The organism is Xenorhabdus japonica (genome assembly GCF_900115195.1).
GTDB classification, from domain to species: Bacteria; Pseudomonadota; Gammaproteobacteria; order Enterobacterales; family Enterobacteriaceae; genus Xenorhabdus; species Xenorhabdus japonica.
In genome coordinates this window covers 46,011-64,704 of record NZ_FOVO01000019.1, presented here as the reverse complement: position 1 = coordinate 64,704, position 18,694 = coordinate 46,011, and the positions used below count along the sequence as shown (strand labels likewise).

Here is an 18,694-nt window from a genome sequence, read left to right as displayed (position 1 = left end):
GCCTTCAGTGTCAAGCCTTATTTTTCAGGGCCTTTCACTTTGTCATCCCGACAGGTTTGTGTGTTTGTCGTGACAACGGATGCGCATTATAGGGAGTTTTCGGCGGCTGGCAATAGTTTTTTTGAAAAAAAATATCAACTGATGATTATTGCAGCAAATCATCCTTAATTTGTTAGTTTTTCCAGCGATAGGAAGCCTAATTCGCGTAAAACAGGGCGCAGAACTTCACTTGCTGGCTCTATTTTAGTGCAATATGCCAAGTTATCTGCTGTTGTTAAAAACAAATCTTCCCGATTTTTAATCAACCATGCAGTTCTACGAGCAATTGCAGCCCCCGAATCAATTAATCTTGTTCCATTTGGTAAAACTTGTGAAAGTTCCTCTGCTATCAGGGGAAAGTGAGTACAACCCAAAATGACAGTATCCGGTGGCTCTTTCATTTTCAGCCACGGTTTCAGTATCTTCTCTAATTCTTCTAGTGGAACATCCTTGCCATGTAATTTTCGCTCAGCTAACTCGACCAATTCAGCAGAGCCGATTGAATACATCTGACAATTCATAGCGAACCTTGCTATTAATTCTTTGGTATAGTCGCGATTCACTGTAGCGCGTGTCGCCAATAATCCTACAACACGATTACAAGTTAGCTTCGCAGCAGGTTTGATCGCCGGCACAGCACCAACAACAGGGAAAGAAAAACGTTCACGCAAGGCGGGCAAACTAACTGTACTGGCAGTATTGCAAGCAATAACGACAACCGCCAAAGGGTGTTTTTTTTGAATCGTATCAATAACCTGAACTACTCTTTCTATAATCACTTCCGCTGTTTTCTCGCCGTAAGGGAATGCTTCATTATCGAAAGCATATATATAGTGGAGATCCGGCAAGAGTTTCCGAATTTCTTGATAGACAGATAAACCACCTACTCCGGAATCAAAAACCAGAATCGTTGGACGGGCGGTTTTATTTAAATCAGAGGTCTTGTACAAATCAGAAATTGTAGCTGCCAGTGAGGTAGTATTCTCTTCCAGGGGTGCGATAGCCATAGGCCGTCTCATAATTCTTATCAAACACATTAGCTATTCTAGCACGAATTGTCAGGTGGTCAGTAATTGAGTATGAGGCATTGATATCCCATAAACTCACGCCACCTAATTTCACTGTCTTCGGAGGATATGTACTATGGTCTTGGTCATAACGCCGACCGATGTACTGATAGGTTATTCCCCAATCGACATTAAAGGCTTCCCAATCTAATTGGTATTTAACTTGCTGTTTAGCTCTGCGGGTTAACTGTTTATTATCGCCATCACGTGGGTCAACGTATTGCAATGTAAGCTGATGCTGGAATATGCCGGTGTCCATTGTTCCCGTCCATTCAGCACCGTTTATTTTTGCCTTGCCAATGTTTTCATAACGGTTATTGGCAAAATTTATCAATTGTTCGATATCGTTACGATAAGCAGATAAACGCCAATTAAGTGTTCCACTCAACCCTTCAATTCCGATTTCCCATTGCTTGCTTTTTTCTGATGCCAGATTTTCATTTCCCCATTTACTATAAAGCTGACTCAAGGTCGGAGCCTTGAATGCTGTTCCATACGACGTGATAAAACGGTAGCCATCAATAAACTCCCAACCAACACCAATTTGCCCCGTAGTATTCCATTTATATTCAGAATGATAATCTGAACGCACAGCGCCTTCTAAAATGACATCCTGAACCTTTTGCTGTGCAGTTAAATATAGTCCCGTGTTATCAACATCTTTTTGTACGGGAATGTCATTGGAACCTGCGGCAACCGATTCTCTTTTCCAATCAATCCCACTGCTGATTGCACCATAACCAACCTGCCACGTATTTCCCCATTGGGCATTGTATTGTTTTGAATCACTCAGGCTGGAACTCTTGCCATAACGTCCATACTCAGGAGCATAATTGTGATCTTTGACATGGCTGTAGCTAGCAATGAATTGAGAAGAGTAAATGCCTTGATTAAATTGAATACCAGCATCATAGGTACGACTGAATAGTTCGCGAGTATCCGCTTCGCCGATGCTCCATGAATCATAAGCCGTCCGATTATTAAAGCCATAGGCTCGAGCAAATCCACTAATTTGCTCATTTATTTTATGATCTATTTCCAACCACAACATTTTACTCATAAAGCCATCACGATCTGGCTGAAGATATCCCCCTGTTTTGCCATCAACTATCACATCAAACCCTTTAGTATAGTTATAACCTACGGCTGTAGTTAATAAAGTATTCTCGCCAAGTTTTTGCTGTGTTGAACCACTATAGTTTTGGTATCCGTTCGAGCCGATCCCTGCATTCAGTGTTGTTCCCTGTTGTGCTCGCTTTGTGATGATATTGATCACTCCACCAATCGCATCAGAACCATATACGGCAGAACGCGCACCCCGGATATATTCTATCCTTTGCACCATTGAAATCGGGATTTGGCTAAAATCGGCAGATCCGGTAATACCTGCTTGATTCAAACGAATTCCATCCACCAGCACCAACGTATGGCTTGAATTTGTGCCACGAACAAATAAAGAAGAGTTCTGTCCAATTCCGCCATTCTGAGCAATATCAACACTAGGTAAGCGTCGCAAGACGTCAACCAGGTTATTGGATTGCCAACGATCTATATCCTCACGCGTTACTACCGTCATGGGAGCCAAAACTGAAGAAATCGGCTGCTTAAAACGATTGGCGGTAACCACCAGTGGATCTTGATTATCAGCAGCTACAAAATGGCTCCAACCAGAAAATACCGCCACAGATAAAAGAATATGTCTTTTATTTTTCATAAGACTTGTGATCAGAATGTGTGTGGTGTCTAGCTATATAAAAGCCATGCTACGATGGAAGACCTTAGTGTGTCTAGAATGCCTCCCCATCAAAAAAGAAGCTGATAAACCAGAAAACTGGACATCCTTTGTACTTCACCTACAATGCCGCTCGGAAATTTTTCTTAACGCGACCATACGAGAATCAGATAATGCAGAATGTCTTGCCAACGGAAGATTATGAAAATCAATTGATGGAGAAGGTCCATCGTCTAAAAGGAATGATAACCCCCTTTAGCGCACCTGAGCCTGAGGTTTTCCGTTCCCCTGCATCACATTACAGAATGCGGGCAGAATTCCGTATCTGGCATGAGGAAGATGACCTCTACCACATCATGTTTGATCAGCAAACCAAACAGCGTATTCGTATTGATCAATTTCCAGTTGCCAATCAGCTAATCAATAAAATGATGCAGGCCATCATTGCTGGCGTAAAAGAAAACCCTGTATTACGTCACAAACTGTTTCAGGTGGATTACCTTTCCACCTGCAGTAACAAAATCATTGTTTCCCTGCTTTATCACAAAAAACTGGGTGATGAATGGCGTGAACATGCAACAACTCTGCGTGCTCAACTAATAGCGGCAGGCTTTGATGTCCAGCTTATTGGTCGTGCTTCAAAGACCAAGATCATGCTTGACCATGACTATATAGATGAAGAGTTGACTGTTGCAAGTAAGACCATGATTTACCGTCAAGTTGAAAACAGCTTCACACAGCCGAATGCCAGCATCAATATTCATATGTTGGAATGGGCGATTGATTGTACCCAAAATTCCAAGGGTGATCTGCTTGAACTATATTGTGGTAATGGCAATTTTTCTCTGGCACTGGCTCGAAACTTTGATCGGGTACTGGCGACAGAAATTGCTAAACCCTCGGTGGCAGCCGCACAATTTAATATCACAGCGAACCAGATTGATAATGTGCAGATTATCCGCATGTCAGCGGAAGAGTTTACACAAGCGATGAATGGAGAGCACGAATTCAATCGCCTGCAAGGAATCGATTTAAGCAGTTATCAGTGCGAAACCATTTTTGTTGACCCGCCACGCAGTGGGCTAGATGAAGAAACGGTCAAAATGGTTCAAGCGTATCCCCGAATTCTTTATATTTCCTGCAATCCAGAAACGCTCTGCCAAAACCTGGAAACACTGACACAAACCCATAAAATCAGCAAATTGGCACTCTTTGATCAATTCCCTTATACCCATCATATGGAATGCGGTGTACTACTGGAAAAAAGAACATAATCATCAGCAAACGGGCTTAAAAAAAAACGCCACAGAGCTAAGGTTTGTGGCGTTGTTACTCACTCGTTTTCGATAAAAGCCGTTCTCGATAAAAACGATCAGCTTTGACTTTCTGACATCAGCTTTGCTTGCTGCTTGCGCCCTTTCATCTTTAGGTAGATCCAAAACACCAAGGCAGTACTAATAACGACAGGCAGGAAATTAGAACCAATTTCTGGATATTCCATCCGAATAAATGCGCTGTACATGAACATACCTAAGAAGAAGCATCCTATGACCAGTTTTGGCAACCCTTCTGCCATTGGATAATTCAAATAACGTTGATGGAGACAATACAGAGAAAGAGCCAATGCAATAATAGGGAAGATAGAAAAAGATACAAGTGAATTGAAAAATGCTGAGAAAGTTCCGTGTGTTGCCATTCCAACGATAAGAGCCAGCAGCATAGTGCTTTTATCTTGGCGGTATTGTTCCATCGTATTATTCTCCTTTCATTATTATTCAAAGGTTTTAGGGATCGTTTTGGGGATCGCTTTAGGGACAGTGTTTTTTTCTTGCTCGCGACGATACCAATAGTAGGCGCCTTTGGAAATCATACGGAGTTGTAAAACCAAGCGCTCTTCGAGACGATGTCTTTTTTCTTCATCAATATCCAATGCTTCTGCACCTGCACTGAATACGATTGTCACCATTGCCTCGGCTTGTATTTCAGTAAAATGACGCGGCATATGACTGGCTTGCTCAAGATAGTCTGCCAATTCGGCGATAAAATGTTGGATTTCTCGTGCTACAGCCGCACGAAATTCAGCTGATGTGCCGGAGCGTTCACGCAGCAACAGCCGGAACGCGTTGGGATTGTTGCCGATGAACTCCATAAACGTTGAAACAGAAGTACGGATGACACTGCCACCTTTTGCAATGCGCTGACGTGCCTGACGCATTAACTGACGCAGCATCAAACCACTTTCATCTACCATCGTCAGCCCCAATTCATCCACATCCCGAAAATGTCGATAAAAAGAAGTCGGTGCAATACCAGCTTCCCGAGCCACTTCTCGTAGACTCAGGCTTGTAAAACTGCGTTCAGCACTGAGTTGGCTGAATGCCGCTTCAATCAGGGAACGACGGGTTTTTTCTTTCTGTTTTGCTCTTACTCCGGTTACGTTACTCACAACAATCCTGATCTATCTCGACTCTGTAATCAGGCAAATATAACAGATTCTGTTAGGTTTGCTGTGATTGTTCTCTTAAAGATATTATTCGATGTTTTCCTATTTTATTTCTAAACAGTGAGATAAAAACCGGATGGTCATTGGGTTATTACATTAAATAATGTTAATATAGAGTTGTTATTTTGTGTAAAAACAGGTCTTTCCTCTATGCAATATACTCATTTTGATGCCATTGTGATTGGCTCTGGTCCCGGAGGGGAAGGAGCAGCAATGGGGTTGGTGAAACAAGGCAAAAACGTTGCTGTTATAGAACGTTACAATAATGTCGGCGGTGGCTGTACTCATTGGGGGACAATACCGTCGAAAGCTCTCCGCCATGCCGTCAGTCGTATTATTGAATTTAATCAAAATCCCCTCTACAGTGATAACTCCCGCATTCTTCGCTCCTCGTTTTCAGAAATCCTGCGCCATGCTGAAGTCGTTATTAACCAGCAAACCAAGATGCGCCAAGGGTTTTATGAACGCAACCGTTGCCGAATGTTTGCAGGAGAAGCTACTTTTATTGATGAACATCAGGTAAGTGTTCGCTATGCCGATGATAGTGTTGATATCTTGAGTGCAGACAAAATAATTATTGCCACAGGTTCCCGCCCTTACTGCCCTCCTGATGTTGACTTCACCCATTCCCGTATTTATAACAGCGACACCATTCTGCAACTGGATCACGAACCACGCCATGTAATTATTTATGGTGCCGGTGTGATTGGTTGTGAATATGCCTCTATTTTCCGGGGATTGGGTGTTAAGGTGGATTTGATCAATACACGTGATCATCTTCTGTCTTTTCTCGATCAAGAAATGTCTGATGCCCTCTCTTACCATTTCTGGAATAGTGGCACGGTCATCCGCCACAACGAAGAATATGAAAAGATTGAAGGCCTTGATGATGGTGTCATTATTCACCTGAAATCCGGCAAGAAAGTCAAAGCGGATTGCCTGCTGTATGCCAATGGCAGAACAGGTAATACAGATACATTAGGTTTAGAAAATGTCGGGTTGGAAACAGATAGCCGAGGCTTACTGAAAGTCAATCGCGTCTACCAGACCAGCAATGAAAACATCTACGCCGTAGGTGATGTTATTGGCTATCCAAGCTTGGCTTCTGCAGCCTATGATCAAGGGCGGATTGCTGCAAAAGCAATTACGACAGGCGATGCTAGTCTGTATCTGGTGGAAGATATTCCAACAGGGATTTATACCATTCCTGAAATCAGCTCAGTTGGCAAAACCGAGCAGCAATTGACCGCAATGAAAATCCCTTATGAGGTAGGACGCGCTCAATTCAAACATCTGGCAAGAGCGCAAATTGCCGGCATGAATGTTGGCAGTATCAAGATCCTGTTCCACCGTGAAACAAAACAGATTTTAGGTATCCACTGTTTTGGCGAGCGTGCCGCAGAGATCATTCATATTGGCCAAGCCATCATGGAACAAAAAGGTGAAGGCAATACTATCGAATATTTCGTTAATACTACCTTCAATTATCCAACAATGGCAGAAGCTTACCGTGTCGCAGCACTCAATGGGCTAAACCGATTATTTTGATATTTTTCCGAGTACTGCAAAATAATTACTCATTTTAATCCGAATTGCCTCTGCCAATTGCTCATAGCGACCACGCAGAGGTGAGCCGGGACGATAAACCAATATGACGGATCGCTTGGGTTCCCGTTCATAACATTCCAGATAACAAACCCCATCACGGCGTCTCTCATTCGGAACTGACAAATCTGGTAATAATGTAATTCCGCTGCCCGCTGCCACCATATTACGCAGCGTTTCCAGGCTAGTCGCCCTAAAATGAGTATCTTCTTTGGCTCCCGCTTGAAAGCAGAACCCCATCGCCTGATCACGCAAACAGTGTCCATCTTCCAGCATCAATAATTTCTCACCGGATAGCTCATTCATCTTAACTTTATCTCGCCCTGCCCATTTATGCTCTTCAGACACCGCCAGTTTCATGGGTTCTTCAAACAGCGGCACTTCGATAAATGCTTCAGTTTCTTTCACCAACGCCAAGATGACGCAATCAAGCTTTCCACTATCGAGCTGTGCCAACAAGTTTTGAGTTTGTGCCTCATACAGGTACATTTCCAATTTGGGAAATAATTTATGCAGCTCAGGGATGATAATAGGTAGAAGATAGGGGCCGACTGTTGGGATAAGACCGATATGCAACGGCCCGGACATACTTTCACCTTGAAGGGAGGCCATTTCCTGCAAAACTTTTACTTCTCTCAACACGGTTTTGGCCTGTTCCACTAGCAACATACCCTGTTGGGTAAATAATACCTTGCGGCTAGTACGTTCCAGCAGCATAACGCCAAGCTCATCTTCCAGCTTGCGGATTTGTCCGCTCAGTGTCGGTTGGCTGACATGACAAGCATCAGCGGCTCGGCGAAAATGCCGGTATTCAGCAAGTGCTACAAGGTATTCTAGATCGCGGATATTCATTCCCAACCTCAGCATTTGATATCAATGAAAGTATTGATCAATAAATCATTATATCCATGAGGTGAAAAAACTATCAACTGCTTGGGATTATTGGTGTTTTTACCTAAATCGCTGCTTTGCCTGAGCAATCGCTTGCTTCACTTGTTTTTGCGCTACACCACCTTTTGCCAGACGCTTGTCCAGACAGGATTGCAGCGATAAAACATCATAAACATCCACAGAAATAACGTTACTGAATTTTTGCAATTCAAATAGGGAAAGCTCTTCCAGCGCCTTGCCTTTGTCGATTGCCACAACGACGACTTCACCAACAATGTGATGTGCCTCACGGAACGGAACACCTTTTGCCACCAGATAATCAGCCAATTCAGTCGCATTGGCATATCCTTGTTTTGCCGCTTCCTCACAACGAGAACGTTTTACTTCAATGCCATCCAGCACCAATATCGCCATATGCAGACAATCCAACCAAGTATCCAGTGCATCAAACAAGCCTTCCTTATCTTCCTGCATATCTTTATTGTAAGCGAGAGGCAGCCCTTTCAAAATCATCATCATCCCTGTTAATGCTCCCTGAACTCGCCCACATTTGCCGCGGATAAGTTCCAATGCATCAGGGTTTTTCTTTTGTGGCATTAAGGAAGAGCCAGACGTTACCCGATCCGACAACTCAACAAATCCGGCCTCTCCGCTATTAAAGAAAATCAGATCTTCAGCAAAACGCGAAAGATGGATCATACTGATGCTTGCATCTGACAGCAGCTCCAGAACATGGTCACGATCAGAAACACTATCCAGACTATTGCGTGTCGCGGAAGAAAAACCTAGCCATGAAGCCAACTGCTCACGATCAATATCATAAGCCGCTCCTGCCAGCGCCCCACATCCCAACGGGCTGACATCCAACCGTCTTAGCGCATCTTGCAAACGGCTTTCATCACGACTAAGCATTTCCACATAGGCCAAGCACCAATGGGCAAAAGTGACAGGTTGCGCCCGCTGCAAATGGGTATAACCCGGCATTACCGCATCCTGATTATTTTCAGCAGTGAACACTAACGCTTGTTGCAACTCGACCAATGCTTGCAGAATGTCGGAGATCTGATCTTTGCACCATAATTTCAGGTCAGTCGCAACCTGATCGTTTCGGCTGCGTCCCGTATGGAGTTTCTTACCCAAATCCCCCACTTTCGTGATAAGTTGCGCTTCTACCCAGCTGTGAATATCTTCCGCATCGCTTTGCAGGATAGCTTTGGGGTTGGCGCGCACTTCATCCAGTAGCTCATTTAAAGCCAGCTTCAGCTTTTGCTGCTCTTCGGAAGTTAATACTCCTACTGTAACCAATGCTTTTGACCACGCAACCGAGCCAACAATATCCTGCTCCGCCAAGCGATAATCAAAACGCAGTGAATCATTAAATAGCTTGAACCGCTGATCGGCTTCCTGACTGAAACGCCCGCCCCAAAGTGCCATAATATCGTTCCTGTTCTTTATCTATTTATTGGCAATATATTTATTGCCAATAAATTAAATTGATTACCAAAAAATTATTTTTTGCTGTTCAGTGCCCGAATGCGTGAAGAAAGCGAATAGAGGCGAATAAACCCTTCTGCATGGCTATGATCGTAAACTTCATCCTCGCCAAAAGTGGCAAACTCTTCAGAATAGAGGCTATTGGCCGATTTTTTCTGCACCGCAGTGACTTGGCCTCTATAAAGTTTCAGGACAACTTCCCCGCTGACGCCTGCCGCTAAAACTTCTGCAGCCGATTGAATTGATTGACGTAATGGTGTAAACCAACGGCCATCATAAACAACATAAGACATTTCCAGCCCCAATTGTTGGCGCCACTTGAAGCTATCGCGATCCAAAACCAATTGCTCAATGCCACGCAACGCTTCCATCATGATGGTTCCCCCCGGAGTTTCATAACAACCACGGGATTTCATGCCTACCAGACGGTTTTCCACGATATCGATCCGACCAATGCCATGCTTGGCTCCCAAACCGTTTAACTCATTAAGGCATTGATACGGTGAAAGCGTCTGACCATTCACGCCAACCACCTCACCACTTTCAACCGTCACCGTAATAAATTCCGCTTCATTAGGTGCTTCTTCTGGATCAATAGTCCATGCCCAACAATCTTTATTGGCAGCATTCCACGTGCTTTCCAAAACCCCACCTTCGGTTGAAATGTGCCATGCGTTTTCATCACGGCTATAGATTTTTTCCAGCGTTGCGGTTGTCGGAATATCACGAACTTTCAAATAATCCAGCAGCGCTTCACGGGAGCGCAGATCCCATTCCCGCCATGGAGCAACGACCTTCAGATGTGGTGCCAACGCGGTATAAGTACTTTCGAACCGAACCTGATCATTACCTTTACCTGTTGCGCCGTGAGCGACGGCATCCGCCCCTACTTTCAGTGCCAGTTCAACCTGTGCCTTGGCAATGATTGGACGAGCCATTGACGTACCAAGCAGATAACTTCCTTCATATAGAGCGCCAGTTTTCAGTACGGGATAAACATATTCTTTGATAAATTCTTCACGCAGATCGACGACATGACATTCGGAAGCACCAGAACTCAATGCCTTCTGTTCCACACCCTCCAAATCTTCACGACTTTGGCCGACATCAGCTACAAACGCAATCACGTCACAGTTACCATAATGTTCTTTCAACCACGGAATAATGGCGGATGTATCCAAACCACCTGAATATGCCAGAACGATTTTTTTAATGTTTGTAGTTATAGAAGTATTTGTAGTTATGGAAGTCATAGGGATAACCTTTTTAATTTTATTTATCTCACAAGAGGCCGTGCTCTCAATCAATTCAAAATCAATCAACCCAAAATTCGTGTGCCAATGGGTATGCCATTAAATAACGCAATCAATTGATCCGTATGCCGCCAACACGCGATATCCACTGGTTGTCCAAGTGTTTTTGCCGCTTCCAGCGCTGCTTTCACTTTAACAATCATGCCATCGGTGATAATGCCTTGATCGATAAGCTGCTCGATCTTCTCTGCCGTGACCTCTGGGATTTTTTGCCCTTTCCCATCCAGAATACCGCTGACATCGGACAACAAGATCAAATCCGCATTCAGCACTTGTGCAATAGCAGTAGCAGCTTGATCTGCATTCACGTTCATCAACTCCCCCTGTTCAGTAATACCAATTGAACTGATAATCGGCATATAACCCACATCCAGCAAGATTTTCAGGAGATCGGGCTTCCCTGATTGAGCCTTCCCTGTGTGCCCTAATTCTTTATCAAGTTGAGAAACCTTGACTGTCCCTCCATCCCCCAGACATAACCCGATAGCAGGCAAACGATACTTTGTTGCCCATGCCAGCAATTTTTTATTGGCTGTTCCAGCTAGCATCCCAGTAATGATGCCGATTTGATTTTCAGGCGTGACCCGCAGACCCTGTTTCTTCACAATCGGCATCTGCAATTGCTGCATTAATTCATCAACCAAGTAACCACCGCCGTGCACAATAACCAGCGGACGTTTATGTGTTTTTCGGTATAACTGTAATGTGGTAAACAACCGTTCCAGCGCGTCTTCACTATCTAACAACACACCACCCAATTTGATAACTAATGGCTCCATCGGATTTATCCTCTATCGATATTAAAATCTGTAGGAATCTTAATGTTGCGGAATTTAGTCATTAGAAATTCAGCCATCAGAAATTAAAGCAATGCCTGAACTTCTTCATAGCCAAAACGAATGTTCATGCACTGTACTGCTTGAGCCGCGGCACCTTTCAACAAATTATCCTCAGCACCTACAATGATCAGGTGCTGCCCCTGAACAGCAAAGCCAATATCGCAGAATGGCAAACCAACAACCGCTTTCAGCGCAGGAACCCCATCACTGTATAAACGTACCAATGGCTTGTCATGATATGCCTGCTGATAAGCCTCTCTAATTTGTACTTCTGTCACACCTGATTTCAATTTACAGGTAATTGTGGCAAGAATACCGCGTGAGAAATTGCCCAAATGAGGGGTAAAAATCACCTCAGTCCCTAAATGTGTAGCGATTTCAGGTTGATGACGATGGTTAAAAATCCCATAAGGCTGCAAACTGACTTCACAAAAACTATTTGTGATCGATGCTTTCCGTCCAGCACCACTGACACCACTGACAGCATTGATAACCGGCCAATGTTCTGTATCTAATAAATTTTGTTCAAGCAACGGTTTCAAAGAAAGTTGGGAAACGGTAGGGTAACAGCCGGGCACTGCAATCAATTGTGCTTGCTTGATTTTCTCTGCTTGCCATTCTGCCAGTCCATACACCGCTTGCTCCAGCCACTCAGCATTTTTATGTTTAATCCCATAGTATTTTTCATAAAATTGTGTATTTTGTACGCGATAGGCACCAGATAAATCAAGCACAATACAACCTGCTTCCAGAAATACTGGCGCAATGTCATGGCTGACTTCATGAGCAGTGGCGAGGAAGACCACATCAATCCCCTTCGCTGCCTCAGCCACATCGTTCAGCGGCTGTAAGGGCAAATCAAGAATATCCCTATATTGTGGATGAAGTTCTGAAAAACACTTCCCTGTATCTAAACTTTGAGAAGAAACCATCAAGCCGGAGAGATGGACATAGGGATGACGTTGCAGATATGCTGCTAACTCAGCTCCGGTATAACCACTGGCACCAACTATCAGCGTATTCAACATGGGATTTATTCACCTTATAGTATTAATCCAATCGTATTAATTTAACCAGTTCATTGAATTTATATGCAATTAATTTGCATTAATATTGATACTATTATGAGTAAGGGCTGTCAACAGTGAATATTAAATTACCGTCTTTTATTAAATTATATCACCAGCTCATTGCCGCTCCTTCTATCAGCGCAACCGATGCTGAGTTAGATCAAAGTAATGAAGTTGTCATCAATCTGCTGGCTGAATGGCTAAAAGAGATTGGATTTTCCATTGAAATTCAACCCGTCCCCGAAACCCGAGGTAAATTCAATCTGCTGGCAACATTGGGCAGTGGTTCGGGCGGTTTATTACTATGCGGTCATACAGATACCGTTCCTTTTGATGCGAGGCGCTGGACACAAGATCCATTCACACTGACTGAACGCGATGGCAAGTTATATGGGCTTGGGACTGCTGACATGAAAGGCTTTTTTGCCTTTATTGTTGATGCGCTGCGGGATATTGATGTCAGTAAACTCTCTCATCCCCTTTATATTCTGGCTACCGCTGACGAAGAAACATCAATGGCAGGGGCACGTTACTTTGCTGCCAATGCCAATATCCGGCCTGATTTTGCGATCATTGGCGAACCCACATCATTACAGCCAATCCGCGCCCATAAAGGGCATATAGCTCAAGCGATCCGCATTGAAGGGAAATCTGGGCATTCCAGCGATCCAGCTCGAGGCGTCAATGCCATTGATCTGATGCACGAATCCATAATCCAGCTGATAGAACTGCGCAACACCTTACAAGAGCGCTATCACAATCCGGCTTTCGTCATTCCTTACCCAACCATGAATTTCGGTCATATTCACGGCGGCGATGCCGCAAACCGCATTTGCGCCTGCTGCGAATTGCATATGGATATCCGCCCGCTTCCCGGATTGACCTTACAGGATTTGAATGGATTGTTGAATGACGCACTGGAACCCGTAAAACAACGCTGGCCTGGGCGACTGAATGTGACAGAACTTCATCCCCCCATTCCGGGTTATGAATGCCCAACAGATCACAAACTGGTTGGCGTAATTGAAAAACTGTTGGGAACGAAAGCGGATACCGTCAATTACTGTACGGAAGCACCTTTTATTCAGAAATTGTGCCCAACATTGGTCTTGGGGCCGGGAGCGATTGAACAGGCGCATCAACCCGATGAATTTTTAGATATGGCGTTTATTGAACCCACAAGGAAACTGCTTTCACAGCTGGTGGAGCATTTTTGTTTGAATGCGGACTGACGTTCAATACATATAACCTCGGTGGGGACATCGGGGTTTTTCGCAATTTCCAATCATCATGCTGTTTCGCATTCGAAAAACTGCGCTCTATCGTCTCCTTTCGTCGCTTATAGACTTTTTTACATCCCATATGCACCCTAAGATTTCAATAGATTAAGTTAGACCACACAAGGTTAACAACCTAAGCAATGAATTGAAACAATAGGATTTTATTGAAGAAAAAAGATGTCACTGGACAACTTATGGCGGAAGATCACAGGAGTCGAACCTGCCGAGGGTCGCTGGCGGCCCCATCTGGATTTGAAGTCCAGCCGCCCCACCGGGGACGATGATCTTCCATTAAATAAATTGATGAGCGGAGGATTATAGCGCGTCTCTAGTCATATCTAAACTTCTCTATGACTTCTCAGATCTCTGATAGAAATAGAGCCTATTTACTCGCAGAAAAGTGCGGCATTAGCATTGAACTCACGATATCTTATCCCCATCTATCGTCAACAACCCATTGGGATATAGGGCAGATTTCGACCTATATACTCAACTACACATATAAGGCGCTCATTATGACTAATCCGTTACTGACATCGTCTGCATTGCCTAAGTTCTCTGCAATTGAACCAAAATATGTCGTGCCTGCTGTGAGAGAGGTGTTAGCCAACTACCGTCAAGTAATTGAGAAAATTTTATCCGGAAACTCCGCCTTTACTTGGGATAATCTGTGCCAACCCATTTCAGAAGAGAAAGATAAACTTTCCCGCGTGTGGTCTCCTGTTAACCACCTGAATGCTGTCAAAAATAGTCCAGAGCTTCGCGAAGCCTATGAGCAAAGTCTGCCCTTGCTCTCCGAGTTCTCTACTTGGTTGGGACAACACAAAGGGTTATATCAGGCATATAAGTCTCTGAAAGAAAGTGATGCTTTCAAAGCGCTTTCCCAGCCACAGCGCAAGGTTGTTGAAGATACTTTGCGTGATTTTGAATTGACCGGCATTAGCTTGCCAGAAGAGAAACAGAAACGTTACGGTGAAATTACTGCCCGTTTATCTGAGCTGGGTGCGAAGTTCGGCAATAATTTGCTGGATGCCACAATGGGATGGATCAAGCTGATTACCGATGAGTGCGATCTGGATGGTATGCCTGAAAGTGCCAAAGCCGCAGCTAAGGCCGCTGCCGAAGCCAAAGGTCAGGAAGGATGGTTGCTGACGCTGAATATGCCAAGTTATCTGCCCGTCATGACCTATGCCGATAATAGCGAACTGCGCGAGGAGATGTATTACGCCTATCTCACCCGGGCTTCGGAGCAAGGACCTGATGCCGGAAAATGGGATAACAGTGAAGTCATGGCAGAAATACTCGCGTTGCGTCATGAACTTGCCCAATTGCTGGGGTTCAAGAACTATGCTGAAAATTCCCTCGCAACCAAAATGGCGAAGACTCCTCAGCAAGTTCTTAATTTTCTGAACGACTTAGCCAAACGCGCCCGCCAACAAGGTAAGGAGGAGTTGGAAGCTCTCGCCGATTTCGCCGAATCTCACTACTGTGTTGATGAGCTGGAAGCATGGGATCTGGCCTATTATAGCGAGAAGCAAAAACAGCATGACTTTTCCATTGATGATGAGCAGCTTCGTCCTTACTTCCCTGAACAACGCGCACTGGAAGGCTTGTTTGAAGTGGTTCACCGCATTTATGGTATCACCGCCAAAGAGCGATATGATGTGGATACATGGCATCCTGATGTACGTTTCTTTGATCTGTATGATGACAAACAAGTATTGCGCGGCAGTTTCTATTTGGATCTCTACGCACGTGAGCATAAACGTGGTGGAGCATGGATGAACAGTTATGTCGGCAGAATGCGTCGCTCGTCAGGCGAATTGCAAAATCCTGTCGCTTATCTGACTTGTAACTTCAACAAGCCAGTCGGTGATCAGCCAGCCCTGTTCACGCACAGTGAAGTCACAACGCTGTTCCATGAGTTTGGGCATGGTCTGCACCATATGCTGACTCAGATTGAAGCCTTGGATGTCGCCGGCATTGAAGGTGTGCCTTGGGATGCGGTAGAGTGCCCAAGCCAGTTTCTGGAAAACTGGTGCTGGGAGCCTGAAGCTCTGGCGTTTATCTCCGGTCACTACCAAACGAATGAACCACTGCCGCAAGAGATGCTGGATAATATGCTGGCAGCCAAAAATTATCAGGCCGCGATGAGAATTCTGCGCCAGCTTGAATTTGGTTTGTTCGATTTCCGTCTGCATGCGGAATATGATCCAGCCAAAGGGGCACAAATCCTAGAAACTCTGCAATCAGTGAAAAAACAGGTTTCTGTTGTGCCATCACCAGATTGGGGACGCTTCCCGAACTCTTTTAGCCATATCTTCAATGGTGGCTATGCTGCGGGTTATTACAGTTACCTGTGGGCGGATGTTCTGGCAGCAGATGCCTATTCTCGCTTCTCGGAAGAGGGAATTTTCAATCGCACCACGGGTCAGTCATTCCTTGACAATATTTTGTCCCGCGGCGGTTCAGAAGATCCAATGACACTGTTTGTCCGTTTCCGTGGTCGTGAACCAAAACTGGATGCAATGCTGAAAAGCTATGGCATCGGCGGATAATAACCTGTGAAGATTTGTTTGATTTGTGAAGAAGGCGCTGATCGCAGCGCCTTATCGCTGTTGGCTGAACGCTGGAACCTGATCTATGATGAAGAATCAGTCATGGCGCTGGTATTAACTCCCGAACGGCTGGAATTGCGCAAGCGCGATGAACCAAAGCTGGGCGGGATTTATGTCGATTTTGTTGGCGGGACAATGGCACACCGTCGCCGCTTTGGTGGAGGCCGTGGCGAAGCCGTCGCTAAAGCCATCGGTATTAAAAAAGATTATTTACCCAATGTCGTGGATGCCACCGCAGGATTGGGGCGTGATGCTTTTGTACTGGCTTCTATCGGTTGTCACGTCAGGATGTTGGAACGCCATCCTGTGGTAGCTGCATTGTTGGATGATGGCCTACAACGTGGCTATCAGGATGAAGAGATTGGTGGCTGGCTGAAAGATCGTATGACGCTGATCCACGCCTCAAGCATTACGGCATTGACAGATATCACACCGCCACCGGATGTGGTTTATCTCGATCCAATGTATCCACACAAGCAAAAAAGCGCGCTGGTCAAAAAAGAGATGCGGGTTTTCCAATCGTTGGTTGGGGCTGATGAGGATGCGGACAATTTGCTTGAACCCGCTCTAGCGTTGGCGAAACGTCGGGTTGTAGTGAAACGGCCTGATTATGCAGAGCCGTTGGCAAGGGTTAAAGCATCCGCTGCAATTACCACCAAAAACCACCGTTTCGATATTTATCCTTGCTGATCACATTTCAGGAAAGCCCGCCTTGTGAAGTGAATTCCTTATATTGGACACGTTATATGGCAGTTATATGGTCTGAACCCGATATTGTACCGGGCTCAGGCCGTTTAACTTAATTTTTCATCATAGTATTCTATTGTCGAGGAAATTACCTTTACGTAACCAATCTACACAATGCCCTGTGCCAACATCGCATCTGCCACTTTGACAAAGCCAGCGATATTAGCGCCCTGTACATAGTTAATCTGTTTCCCTTCTCCGCCATATTCGACGCAAGCGTGATGAATATCGAGCATGATGTGATGTAAGCGAATATCTACTTTCTCTGCCTTCCAACTCAAGCGCGCTGCGTTCTGTGCCATCTCCAGCCCCGAAGTTGCCACTCCGCCTGCATTGGCAGCCTTACCCGGTGCAAACAAAACACCTGCTTCACGGAAAGCATCAGTAGCCGCAATCGTTGCTGGCATGTTGGCGCCTTCCGCAACCGCTTTCACGCCATTTTTAATCAACGTCTTCGCCGCTTCCAAATCCAGTTCGTTCTGAGTCGCACAAGGCAGGGCTATATCCACAGGAATGGACCACGGATCTTGCCCCTTAAAGAAAGTCAGCCCGCGCTCTTTGGCATACTCTTCCACACGACCGTAACGCTGATTTTTAATTTCTTCAAGATGGGCGAGTTTTTCCGGCGTAAAACCTTCTTCATCCAAGACCGTACCGCCGGAATCCGATGCAGTAACGACTTTCGCCCCTAATTCCATACATTTTTCAATGGAATATTGGGCGACATTCCCCGCTCCAGACACAGACACCCGCATGCCTTCAATCCCCATGCCATGACGTTTAAGCATTTCATCGGTGAAATAAGCCAGCCCATAGCCGGTAGCTTCAGGGCGGATCAGGCTGCCACCAAAAGAAAGCCCTTTGCCCGTAAAAACGCACGCCGTATTGTTGGACAGTTTTTTCATCATACCCGCCATAAAACCAACTTCACGGCTACCCACACCAATATCTCCGGCAGGCACATCGGTATCAGGCCCTAAATGGCGGTAAAGTTCAGTCATCAATGCCTGACAAAATCGCATGATTTCACCGTGACTTTTCTCTTTGGGATCGAAATCAGAGCCCCCTTTTCCGCCTCCCATTGGCAGCGTCGTCAATGCATTCTTCAATGTCTGTTCAAAGCCCAGAAATTTCAGAATAGAAAGGTCAACCGAAGGATGAAAACGCATCCCACCTTTGAATGGCCCAATGGCAGAATTGAACTGTACTCGCCACGCACGATTTACCTGCACTTTGCCCTGATCATCCACCCAGCAAACGCGGAATTGAATGACTCTTTCCGGCTCTACCAGACGCTCCAATAATCCTTGCTCACGATACTTCGGGTTTTGTTCAAGAAAAGGCCAGAGAGAGGTCAACACTTCTCGTACTGCCTGTAAATATTCTGGTTGATGTGGATTGTGGTACTGAATCGAATCAAGAAATGAGACTAAAGATGATGAAACATTCATGTAGAGCTTCCTTTATTACCATGCAGATATTGTCATGCAGAAGTG

15 protein-coding genes and 1 tRNA gene are annotated in these 18,694 nt (G+C 45.0%); 5 read left to right on the top strand and 11 right to left on the bottom strand.

Annotation, left to right across the window (positions count from 1 at the left end; genetic code table 11):
- Nucleotides 1-164 precede the first annotated feature (164 nt).
- The gene (murI, locus tag BM135_RS09190; protein WP_092519457.1) at nt 165-1,046 is read right to left on the bottom strand and encodes a glutamate racemase; all 882 of its coding nucleotides are present in this window, start codon (nt 1,044-1,046) and stop codon (nt 165-167) included.
- Nucleotides 991-2,820 carry a TonB-dependent vitamin B12 receptor BtuB gene (btuB, locus tag BM135_RS09185; RefSeq protein ID WP_092519456.1) on the bottom strand — a complete coding sequence of 610 codons (1,830 nt, stop codon included), beginning with the start codon at nt 2,818-2,820 and terminating at the stop codon, nt 991-993. The genes murI and btuB overlap by 56 nt, the downstream gene beginning before the upstream one ends.
- 188 nt (nt 2,821-3,008) lie before the next feature.
- Between btuB and trmA the strand changes: the two genes are divergently transcribed.
- Entirely contained in the window at nt 3,009-4,112 is a 1,104-nt protein-coding gene (gene trmA / locus BM135_RS09180) for a tRNA (uridine(54)-C5)-methyltransferase TrmA (protein WP_092519461.1), read from the top strand.
- 98 nt (nt 4,113-4,210) lie between these two features.
- Here trmA and BM135_RS09175 read toward each other — a convergent pair whose 3' ends face one another.
- Both BM135_RS09175 and fabR read right to left on the bottom strand, forming a co-directional pair.
- Nucleotides 4,211-4,588 (bottom strand): YijD family membrane protein, encoded by a 378-nt coding sequence (locus BM135_RS09175; protein WP_092519455.1) that lies wholly within the window; start codon nt 4,586-4,588, stop codon nt 4,211-4,213.
- Nucleotides 4,589-4,609: 21 nt separating this feature from the next.
- Nucleotides 4,610-5,284 (bottom strand): HTH-type transcriptional repressor FabR, encoded by a 675-nt coding sequence (fabR, locus tag BM135_RS09170; protein ID WP_092519454.1) that lies wholly within the window; start codon nt 5,282-5,284, stop codon nt 4,610-4,612.
- Nucleotides 5,285-5,491: 207 nt separating this feature from the next.
- On the opposite strand from fabR, the gene sthA reads away from it, so the two are divergent.
- A complete protein-coding gene (gene sthA / locus BM135_RS09165; protein ID WP_092519453.1) occupies nt 5,492-6,889 on the top strand; it encodes a Si-specific NAD(P)(+) transhydrogenase in 1,398 nt (465 codons plus the stop codon).
- Here sthA and oxyR read toward each other — a convergent pair.
- From oxyR to argC, 5 genes are all read right to left on the bottom strand, one after another.
- Nucleotides 6,881-7,798, bottom strand: a complete 918-nt coding sequence (gene oxyR / locus BM135_RS09160) for a DNA-binding transcriptional regulator OxyR (RefSeq protein WP_092519452.1) — start codon at nt 7,796-7,798, stop codon at nt 6,881-6,883. The genes sthA and oxyR overlap by 9 nt on opposite strands.
- A 99-nt stretch (nt 7,799-7,897) precedes the next feature.
- The gene (gene argH, locus BM135_RS09155; protein ID WP_092519451.1) at nt 7,898-9,271 is read right to left on the bottom strand and encodes an argininosuccinate lyase; all 1,374 of its coding nucleotides are present in this window, start codon (nt 9,269-9,271) and stop codon (nt 7,898-7,900) included.
- Between the two features lie 74 nt (nt 9,272-9,345).
- A complete protein-coding gene (locus BM135_RS09150) occupies nt 9,346-10,584 on the bottom strand; it encodes an argininosuccinate synthase (RefSeq protein ID WP_175486046.1) in 1,239 nt (412 codons plus the stop codon).
- 65 nt (nt 10,585-10,649) lie between these two features.
- The gene (gene argB, locus BM135_RS09145) at nt 10,650-11,423 is read right to left on the bottom strand and encodes an acetylglutamate kinase (RefSeq protein WP_092519450.1); all 774 of its coding nucleotides are present in this window, start codon (nt 11,421-11,423) and stop codon (nt 10,650-10,652) included.
- A gap of 83 nt (nt 11,424-11,506) precedes the next feature.
- Nucleotides 11,507-12,511 (bottom strand): N-acetyl-gamma-glutamyl-phosphate reductase, encoded by a 1,005-nt coding sequence (argC, locus tag BM135_RS09140; RefSeq protein WP_092519449.1) that lies wholly within the window; start codon nt 12,509-12,511, stop codon nt 11,507-11,509.
- 116 nt (nt 12,512-12,627) lie between these two features.
- Between argC and argE the strand changes: the two genes are divergently transcribed.
- Nucleotides 12,628-13,785 (top strand): acetylornithine deacetylase, encoded by a 1,158-nt coding sequence (gene argE / locus BM135_RS09135; RefSeq protein WP_092519448.1) that lies wholly within the window; start codon nt 12,628-12,630, stop codon nt 13,783-13,785.
- A gap of 243 nt (nt 13,786-14,028) precedes the next feature.
- Here the strand turns inward: argE and BM135_RS16960 are convergent.
- Nucleotides 14,029-14,123, bottom strand: a tRNA-Sec gene (locus BM135_RS16960).
- 225 nt (nt 14,124-14,348) lie between these two features.
- Here BM135_RS16960 and prlC point away from each other — a divergent pair.
- Nucleotides 14,349-16,391, top strand: a complete 2,043-nt coding sequence (gene prlC / locus BM135_RS09130; RefSeq protein WP_092519447.1) for an oligopeptidase A — start codon at nt 14,349-14,351, stop codon at nt 16,389-16,391.
- Nucleotides 16,392-16,397: 6 nt separating this feature from the next.
- Complete coding sequence (rsmJ, locus tag BM135_RS09125) at nt 16,398-17,141, top strand: 16S rRNA (guanine(1516)-N(2))-methyltransferase RsmJ (protein WP_092519446.1); 744 nt, start codon at nt 16,398-16,400, stop codon at nt 17,139-17,141.
- Nucleotides 17,142-17,305: 164 nt separating this feature from the next.
- Here the strand turns inward: rsmJ and gdhA are convergent, their stop codons facing one another.
- Nucleotides 17,306-18,649 carry an NADP-specific glutamate dehydrogenase gene (gdhA, locus tag BM135_RS09120; protein ID WP_092519445.1) on the bottom strand — a complete coding sequence of 448 codons (1,344 nt, stop codon included), beginning with the start codon at nt 18,647-18,649 and terminating at the stop codon, nt 17,306-17,308.
- Between the last annotated feature and the right edge of the window lie 45 nt (nt 18,650-18,694).